The organism is Flavobacterium sp. RSP15 (assembly GCF_003968755.1).
Classification (GTDB): Bacteria; Bacteroidota; Bacteroidia; order Flavobacteriales; family Flavobacteriaceae; genus Flavobacterium.
Genome location: NZ_RYDL01000025.1, coordinates 1 through 9178 on the forward strand (window position 1 = coordinate 1; position 9178 = coordinate 9178).

The 9178-nt window shown below is 33.6% G+C and carries 10 protein-coding genes; 3 read left to right on the forward strand and 7 right to left on the reverse strand.

All coding sequences use genetic code 11. The features are described 5' to 3' along the window. Nucleotides 1–725 precede the first annotated feature (725 nt). Together EKM00_RS14540 and EKM00_RS14545 are read left to right on the forward strand one after the other, a co-directional pair. A complete protein-coding gene (locus tag EKM00_RS14540; RefSeq protein ID WP_126516675.1) occupies nucleotides 726–1220 on the forward strand; it encodes an RNA polymerase sigma factor in 495 nt (164 codons plus the stop codon). A gap of 5 nt (nucleotides 1221–1225) precedes the next feature. Next, nucleotides 1226–1831, forward strand: a complete 606-nt coding sequence (locus EKM00_RS14545) for a hypothetical protein (protein WP_126516676.1) — start codon at nucleotides 1226–1228, stop codon at nucleotides 1829–1831. Between the two features lie 21 nt (nucleotides 1832–1852). On the opposite strand, the gene EKM00_RS14550 is transcribed toward EKM00_RS14545, so the two are convergent. Next, the gene (locus tag EKM00_RS14550) at nucleotides 1853–2662 is read right to left on the reverse strand and encodes a lysophospholipid acyltransferase family protein (RefSeq protein ID WP_126456337.1); all 810 of its coding nucleotides are present in this window, start codon (nucleotides 2660–2662) and stop codon (nucleotides 1853–1855) included. 138 nt (nucleotides 2663–2800) lie between these two features. Beyond that, nucleotides 2801–3442, reverse strand: coding sequence for an NUDIX hydrolase (locus EKM00_RS14555; protein WP_126456339.1), 642 nt, complete (start codon nucleotides 3440–3442; stop codon nucleotides 2801–2803). A 93-nt stretch (nucleotides 3443–3535) separates the two neighbouring features. Here EKM00_RS14555 and EKM00_RS14560 point away from each other — a divergent pair, with 93 nt between their 5' ends. Further along, entirely contained in the window at nucleotides 3536–3976 is a 441-nt protein-coding gene (locus tag EKM00_RS14560) for a DUF4268 domain-containing protein (protein ID WP_126456341.1), read from the forward strand. A gap of 31 nt (nucleotides 3977–4007) precedes the next feature. On the opposite strand, the gene EKM00_RS14565 is transcribed toward EKM00_RS14560, so the two are convergent. The 5 genes from EKM00_RS14565 to EKM00_RS14585 form a co-directional block, all read right to left on the reverse strand. Further along, nucleotides 4008–4412 carry a hypothetical protein gene (locus EKM00_RS14565; protein ID WP_126516677.1) on the reverse strand — a complete coding sequence of 135 codons (405 nt, stop codon included), beginning with the start codon at nucleotides 4410–4412 and terminating at the stop codon, nucleotides 4008–4010. Further along, nucleotides 4409–5359: an NAD(P)H-dependent flavin oxidoreductase gene (locus tag EKM00_RS14570; protein WP_126516678.1), complete on the reverse strand. Its 951-nt coding sequence runs from the start codon at nucleotides 5357–5359 to the stop codon at nucleotides 4409–4411. Before EKM00_RS14570 ends, EKM00_RS14565 begins: the two co-directional genes overlap by 4 nt. A gap of 14 nt (nucleotides 5360–5373) precedes the next feature. Further along, nucleotides 5374–6987, reverse strand: a complete 1614-nt coding sequence (locus EKM00_RS14575) for a S8 family peptidase (RefSeq protein WP_126516679.1) — start codon at nucleotides 6985–6987, stop codon at nucleotides 5374–5376. A gap of 103 nt (nucleotides 6988–7090) precedes the next feature. Then, nucleotides 7091–8278 carry a tRNA 2-thiouridine(34) synthase MnmA gene (gene mnmA, locus EKM00_RS14580; protein WP_126516680.1) on the reverse strand — a complete coding sequence of 396 codons (1188 nt, stop codon included), beginning with the start codon at nucleotides 8276–8278 and terminating at the stop codon, nucleotides 7091–7093. Nucleotides 8279–8351: 73 nt separating this feature from the next. Continuing rightward, a complete protein-coding gene (locus tag EKM00_RS14585) occupies nucleotides 8352–9065 on the reverse strand; it encodes a toxin-antitoxin system YwqK family antitoxin (protein WP_233592314.1) in 714 nt (237 codons plus the stop codon). Nucleotides 9066–9178 lie beyond the last annotated feature (113 nt).

The window sequence follows — 9178 nt, forward strand, 5'->3', positions numbered from 1 at the left end:
GTTTTGCGGGGTGCAAAGGTAACATCCTTTTCTATTCTCGCAAGCTTTATTAAATCTTTTTTTGAAAATAAATTTTCCTTTTGATCTAAGTAACTTGCCAGTATTTTAAAGAACTTCTAAACCATTACCTCTCTATAATTATATTCTAATTAATGTTCGGTGAACTTGTTTGCGGGTGCAAAACTAGCACCTTTATTCGCTTTTACAAGCTTTTTATTCGCTTTTTTTTAAACTTTTCTTAACTTTTTCTTTAACTAGCTGATATCTCGTTTTTTGAAGATCAAAGTTTTTTCTTCTCCTCATCCAGATTCAAAAGAAAGGATGACTTTATCTACAAATTTTAGGGGTTCTGCAGCTTTAACTAGTGTAAAATTGCCTTTCCTGTTTATTAAATCTTTAAAAATTCATGCTTTATTGCACTCAGCAATTCACTTTGCGTATTCAAGATCGCATCCCTAACTAGCATTCGAACAAAAAATCCGGTTTAACTCTTTCTTTTCAAACAGAAATCAAGCTACATCATTTCGGTAAACATCATCAAAAAGAACTATTTGCACAATACCTTATATAAGGAGTACCTATCATTATATTCTCTCCATACTTTTAGAAGATAAATGACGCAAAAGCACTGCAAAACGAATAGTATCAAAAAAGGAACACTATTGTGCTTCAAAAAAAAAGCACTACTTTGTAACAAAAACCAGTATTGAATTACTAACGTATATATGAGTGATAATTTAGAACATTCTTTTGTAAAGCAGTTGCAAGAAAATCAGAATATAATCCACAAGATTTGTAGGTTGTATACTAATGGCGATGATGCACACAAGGATTTGTTTCAGGAAATTACGATTCAGTTATGGAAGGCTTTTCCAAAATTCAGAGGTGACAGCAAATTTTCTACTTGGGCGTATCGAGTTGCTTTAAATACAGCAATTACTTTATACCGAAAAACAAAACGATCCATAAACACCATAGAATTTGAAGGACGACAACATTTCCTGAATGACGTGGAATATGATTATGAAGAAGAGGAGCAATTAAAATTAATGTACCAAGCGGTTTACCAGCTGAATGATATTGAAAAAGCATTGATATTTATGTATCTGGAAGATAAGGATTATCAGGAAATATCAGAAACATTAGGAATTAGCGAGGTGAATGCCCGGGTAAAAATGAATAGAATAAAAGGGAAATTAAAAAAAATATTAAATCCGTAAGGAATATGAAAGAGCTGGATTTATTAAAAAAAGACTGGCAGAAGAATGATAATTCTTTTGCGCAAGTATCCGAAACCGAGATTTACAAAATGATTCATAGAAAATCGTCTTCGATTGTGAAATGGATATTTATTATTAGCATTATTGAATTTGTAGTATTAAACACTTTGAGTTTTTTACTTCCTGATAAAAAGATGAGTGAATCTGAAACAATTGATATTTTTATTACTGTTTTAGATTATTTAAGTTATGGTGTAGCAATATTTTTTATGTATTTATTCTATAAGAATTATCGCTCTATATCAGTCACTTCAAATACTAAAAAATTGATGGAATGCATTTTAAACACACGTAAAACAGTCCGTTATTACATAGGATATAATTTGTTTCTTGTGTTTTTTGTTGCTATACTATTATTATCAACTGAAATCCTAATTAAATCTGCAACAAACAATGATAATGGATCTAGAATATTTTTAAATTGTATTCTAATGTTATTTTCCATAATTATTTTGGTAGGTATTGTATGGCTTTTTTACCAATTGATTTATGGTATATTATTAAAAAAATTAAATAGAAATTACACGGAATTAAAGAAAATTGATTTATAAAAAAAGAGGCAAAAGCCTCTTTTAATATTCCCATTTTCTAAATTTATTCAACTCTTCTTGCTCTTTAATATCTTCAGCAGGAATAACTTTAAGGAACGAAGGATGCTGCTCAATAGCAAATTCTACTTTTTCGACTATCTCATCAACTGTATCATTTTCATAATCAATATCTAAGGGCTCTTTAATAATGAACGATTGCAGGATTCCTTTCTTTTTCATCCGAAACCCTTTTTTATCAAATGAACGACGAAAACCATCTATAACAATAGGCACCACAATAGGCCTGTGTTGTTTGATAATATGGGCCGTTCCTTTACGAACTGGTTTAAAAGATTTTGTTGTTCCTTGCGGAAAAGTAATTACCCATCCGTCATTTAAGGCTGTTTTTATGTTTTCAGTATCATCCGGGTTAATTTCTTTTTTCTCTTGGACATCAACTCCTTTAGCACGCCAAGTCCGCTCTACAGAAATTGCTCCGGCATACGCCATAATTCTTGGTAACAATCCCGCCTGCATGGTTTCTTTGGCAGCAACATAATAAATATTCATTTTGGGTTGCCACAGATAGCAAACATTCTTGATAGTATCTTCTCGTCCGCTCAAACTTGCGTTAAAAACATGAAACATAGCAACTACATCTGCAAAATAAGTTTGATGATTGGAAATAAACAGCACGTTAGTGTCCGGTAAATTTCTGATAATTTCTGACCCTTCAATTTGCAATTCATTGAATCCTCTATAGCGCCTGTGAGTTACAGCACCAAAAATTCGAATTAACCATTTTTTTATAAATAATATATGACCAAAAGGATTTCTTTTAAATAATCCCATAAAATTGTGTGTGTTTTTTTAAAATTTTAGTTACAAACTTACGAAATTTATATTTGAAGTTGAGCACTGAAGTACACAGAAAAAAATTGAACATGACAGCCAATTAATTGCTCTTTTCAATTCCTAAACAAAACTGTTTTAACGTAAAACTACTTTTAACACATCTTTCAATTCGCTCAACATCATCGCTGTAGCTCCCCAAATAATGTGTTCTTCAATTTTGAAAGCCGGTACATTTATATCATTCGCATAAGAAGTTGACAATTTTGCTTCAATTACAATTGCATCGTTTAAAAAAGTTGACAACGGTATTTCGATAATACTGGCTACTTCAGCAGGTTCCAATACAAATACAAGTTCTTCTTTGCTAATTCCCAAAAAAGGATACACCATAAAATTACTTGGCGGAATATAAATTTGAGTAAATGGTTTAATAATTTCAATTTTATCCGGAGGGATCCCTACTTCTTCATGTGTTTCACGTAAGGCTGTAATTGCATAATTCCCATCCTGTAATTCATACTTGCCTCCTGGAAATGCAATTTGTGCTGAATGAACTCCTTTATACGAGTTCCTCACAATTAAAACGAAATGAGCACTGTCCTTTTTAGGATAAAAAAGCATCATCACTGCTGCTATTCTTGGATTTTCAGCCTCTACAGTACTCTTTTTCAAGCTTTCCAATCGCTCTAGTGGCGCCATTTTGATATGTGCGTCAAATGCAGGTAGCCCAGCATTAATTAATTTAGGAACAAACCGTAAAAATTCTTGAAAATCCATAATCAAAGTCTATTTTTGTACACTGAAATTTAATATAAATATAGTTTAGAAAATGTGCTTGAGCAAATTTTCCAGGATCAAAAAGCCCCTAAAATGTACAGTAAAGAAGAGACCCAAAGATTAAAGCGAGAATTCTGGATTGCATTTGCAGAAAAATATCCCAGAAAATGGGTCTTATATGATACTAAGATTAAAGATTTCTCCTTTAAATTTTACGTAGACAATAAAAAAGCGCAAGTTTTAATAGATATTGAACATCGAAGTGACGAAAAAAGAATGGCTTATTTTGAAAAATTCGAAGCGTTAAAAAACATTCTTGAAGAAGAATTTATCAAAGATTTGATTTTTGAAAAAGACTACACTCTGGAAAGCGGAAAAACAATTAGCCGCATTTGGGTTGAAAAACTGGGTGTGGGAGTTAGCAATAAAAACTATTGGAATGAAATCTTTGATTTTTACAACGAAAAGATGAATGCTGTAGAATTATTTTATTTAGAATATGATGGTTTCATCAAAGACATCGAAAAACTTTAAAGCAACAAAATCTAATACGATAATTCACTGTTTACATATTGAAAATATTATAAACTATTATCCGATTGTCATAATTGATATAGAGCTGTTTCCTGTTATTTTGTTTTTTTCTGGTTATGATTGAGACGGTACAATCAACGCCTTCATTGTCTTTACAGGTAAATGAATACACAATATCAGTCTCATTTTCTTCGGTGGGTTGATACTCGATTATTTCAAATAATTGAATGATTTGAGAATAAACTACAATCCTGTTTTTATCCGTATCCAAAGTAACCCGGAGATTGACCAGCTGTAAATCTGACCACTTATCCCCTTTTTCTTTTTTTTCTAAAACACTAAATCCTGATGTTTTAAACGTATAGCTTTGTCCATAAGAAGTATGCAACCCGATGACCAAAAAAAACAAGATCTTGTATATTTTTGTCTTTGTCATTGTTTAAAATTGAAATTCAACACTTCCATTTTTGCCAATTCAAAATCGGATATCATTTCCTGAACAATTTCTCCCGCTGGTCGTATCGCATGAATAATACCTGCTATTTGACCAATTTCTAATTCCCCTTCAATTACATCACCCTCAAACATCCCACGTTTAGCTCTAGCTCTTCCTAATAAGGTAACAATTTCCTCTTTTGTAGGACCACTTTCATACAAATGCTGTACGTCTTGATAGAATTTATTTTTAATCAATCGTACTGGAGCCAGTTCTTTTAAAGTCAATTGTGTATCACCTTCCTTCACCTTTACGATGATTTCCTTAAAATTATCATGAGCGGATGATTCGATAGACGCTGCAAATCTGCTTCCAACCTGAACGCCATCTGCACCAAGAACCATTACGGCTAACATTGCATGGCCTGTGGCAATTCCGCCGGCAGCAATCAACGGAATCTTTATTTTTTCTTTAACCATAGGGATCAACGCAAGGGTCGTAGTTTCTTCTCTTCCATTATGTCCTCCGGCTTCAAAACCTTCGGCAACAACGGCATCGACACCCGCATCTTGTGCTTTTAACGCAAATACAGAACTGCTGACTACATGCACTACCGTTATGCCATTTTCTTTTAAATATGAAGTCCACGTTTTAGGGTTTCCTGCTGATGTAAAAACAATTTTCACGTCTTCTTCAACAATAATTTTCATGATTTCTTCAATGTTTGGATACAACATAGGAACATTTACTCCAAAAGGTTTTGAAGTCGCTTTTTTACATTTCTGAATGTGTTCCCTCAAAACTTCAGGATACATGGAGCCTGCTCCAATTAATCCTAAACCTCCGGCATTACTGACGGCACTTGCTAATTTATATCCGCTGTTCCAAATCATTCCACCTTGAATGATTGGGTATTTTATTTTGAAAAGGGCTGTAATTTTGTTCATGTGCTCCTACTGTATTATTGTTTCATTATTTTTCCCGTTTTAGAAAAACCAACGGATTTAATTTTATAAAGGTACATCCCTTTCTCCAATTTTTTCAAGGAAATAGTTGCGGATTGAGGAGTTACTTTTTGTTCTAAAATTTTTTGGCCTAAAAGAGTATAAATAAATAAAGTACCCATTTCAAATTTTGAAGGTAAAGAAACCGAAACAAAATCGCTTGTCGGGTTGGGATAAATAATAAAATCATCTTTCGAAAAAGAAGCTATGGACAATTGATTGCTTAGCGCCAAATTAAAATCGGGGATTCCATATCCGTACTGATTATTTGGTACTGAAAATTTATCGGATGATTTGAGTACTAATTCTCTAATTTCCCTATTCGTTTTTTTAGGAAATGCCTGCCACAAACACGCTACCATTCCTGCCATAATTGGACTGGAAAAAGAAGTTCCGCTTGCCGTTACAATATTTCCTAACACATTAGAAACTACTGCTGCTTGTCCTTGTGCCATAACTTCTGGTTTTATTCTTCCGTCAAAAGAAGGACCTATTGAACTGAAAGAAGTTATTACTTCAGTGGAATTTACTGCACCAACTGCAATTACTGAAACAGCATCTGCGGGAACGGCTATGTGTGGATTTGAGGAACTTCCTGAATTACCGGCCGATGTCACTAAAATCATTCCTCGGCTAAATGCAATTTCAGCTCCACGAGACATAAATGCTGTTTTACCATTCATTTCGGCATACGTATGATTGTAGGCCGCATTGTCAAAATCAAAATAACCCAAAGAAGTATTAATAATATCGACCCCTAAACTATCTGCTTTTTCTGTTGCTTCAACCCAAAGTGATTCTTCCACAGGATTTTCAGAAGTATCGTCTTCCGTAATAAATAAATAATAAGAGGCATCCGGTGCCGTTCCTACAAGAGCATTTTCTTTATAACCTCCCATTGTAGAAAGCACAGAAGTTCCATGTGAAGAACCGGTATAAAAATTTGGATTTCGTAAAACAAAATTATAACCTCCTAAAATCTGACTGTTATTTCTTAATCTTTCAAAAGGAAGTATGGTATTTACACCCGGAAATCCGGCATCCATAACGGCAATTATTTTTCCTGAACCAGTATAATTCTGCTGATGCAACAGCTGCCCATTGAGCATCCGTATTTGATTTGAAGAAGATCCATATGCGTAATCAATTTTGGTTTTACTAGTCTTGTCCTCTTTTTTTACCTTAATTGATTTTGCGGTTTTACCTTTTTGATTTAACGATTTGTCTGCAAAATCAACTTTATCTACAAAAGAAAATAGGGCTAATGACTGTATCGCCACCTGTTCTCCTCTAACATGAATGGCATTCATCCATTTAGATTTTGCCATAACAGTAATTCCCGATGTAGATTTTACTTCATTAACATAGGAAACTTCTACCGGAATATCTTTAAAATCTAAGGCAATATTTTGATTGGATCTTCTGTCCAATGCTCTTTGAGAAAGCATTTTCAGTGGTGAATCAACATAGAATTGAGAATTGGGCTTCGCATTAAAATACACCCAAGCATCCTGTTGTGAAAAACCCACAGTAGTAATGAATAGAAAAAAGAATAAATAGAATTTTCTCATAGGTAACTATATTGTTAAGATATAAAGATATAGCTTCCAATGAAATTAAATGGCAATTGAAACTACGGTTTTTCTTGAAATCATACTAAAATAAAGTACTAAACTAAGAAATAACTCCTGAACCAACTAATTCATCCCCTAAATACCACGCGGCAAATTGGCCTTCGGTTATTGCCGACTGCGGTTCGTTAAAGTCCGCGTACATTTCATTTTCAAACTGATGCAAAGTAGCCCTTTGCAACGGTTGCCTGTAGCGTATTCTTGCCATCACCTCCATCGTTCCTCCATTGGCCAAAGCCAAATCTTTACGAATCCAATGTACTTCTTCTTTTTCAATACGCAATGCTTTCTTGAATAATCCGGGATGTTGACTTGATAATCCGGTATATATCGTATTGGTTTCTACATTCGTGGCTATAATAAACAAGGGATCCGTTGTGCCTCCTACATTTAAACCTTTTCGTTGTCCAATAGTAAAATAATGAGCCCCTTGATGTTTCCCCACTATTTTTCCCATTTGTGGCGTGTACGGAATTTTTCTTGCTGCTGATTTTAAATCCGCTTCTACACTTAGGCCTACATGATTTTCAGCACTGTAAACAGGATCATTTTTATCTATTTGGATAATAATTCCGTCTTTGGGTTGCAATTTTTGTTGTAAAAATTCAGGCAAACGCACTTTTCCAATAAAACACAAGCCTTGTGAGTCTTTCTTTTCGGCAGTTATCAATTCCATTTGGGCAGCAATTTCACGTACTTCCGGCTTAGTTAATTCGCCAATGGGAAATAAGGATTTTGCTAATTGCTCTTGGGATAATTGACACAAGAAATAGGATTGATCTTTATTGGTATCGGCACCGGCTTTCAGTTGATACACGGTTTCGCCATTCACTTTGATTTCACTTTTTTGACAATAATGCCCCGTTGCAACATAATCAGCACCAAGACTCAAAGCAATTTTCATGAAAACTTCAAATTTTATTTCCCGATTACAAAGCACATCGGGATTTGGAGTACGCCCTTTTTCATATTCATTGAACATGTAGTCTACGATTTTTTCTTGGTATTCAACACTTAAATCTACCGTTTGAAATGGAATTCCAAGTTTTTCGGCAACTAACAATGCATCATTACTATCCTCCAGCCATGGGCATTCATTAGAAATAGTGACTGAGTCGTCATGCCAATTCTTCATAAAAAGACCAATAACTTCATACCCTTGTTGCTGCAACAAATAAGCAGCAACACTTGAATCTACTCCTCCGGAAAGTCCTACAACTACACGCTTCATCTTCAAAAAATTAAAATTTTATAAGGGTGCAAAGTTACAAAAAGATTTACAACAGTAATGGCTAACGATACCGTTAATTGTTTTTTGATTTTGTGGCATTTTCTGTAAAGCTCATATTGATTTCTTTGACTACTTTTCCTTTTTCAAAAAACTGCCATATACCCGCTTTCTTTCCATTTACAAAGTGTCCTTTAGAGACTGTATTCCCGTCGGAATCTCTAAAGATTGCTAAACCGTTATAAAGGTCGTTCTTGAAAGCAGACTCTTCCAACACGATTCCTTTTTCAGTATATTTTTTATAAAAGCCATTTTTTAAATTATTTATATAATTGATTTCTTCGGCAATTTTTCCACTTAAATAGAATACGGTACGCAAACCTTCAAGTTTTCCTTTACTATAGTGTTCCGTTGTCATTATATATTTTGAGGCCAAATGGTAATAGTTCCATTGACCCTCAAATACTTTATTGATCACTTTTCCTTCACTTACTTTATTCTTGTTTTGGTCGTAAAAAATAGTAAACGCTGCATTGTCTTTTGGATTAAATTCTCGAGTTGCAATTAGCGATTTTGCTCTGGTATCATCAAAAAAATTAAAAATACCAATTTCTTTTCCGTGCTCAAAAGTTCCTTCATATCTAGGTCGTTTTGAGGTTTCATATACACCTTTCCACACTCCGTGTTTTTTCCCTTTTGCATCTAATACATTAAAATCAGTTTGTGCATAAAGAAAAAACACATTCAAAAACATCAAAACCAATATTCTTTTTTTGTAATATGTTTTCATAATTACTTTTTTAGTACCGAATTCAGGTCACTTAAATTATGTCTTGTCCTGAATAACCGATACAGATTATTAGATAAAAATATTTAATTAAACACTTGCAAAAACGTTTTTGC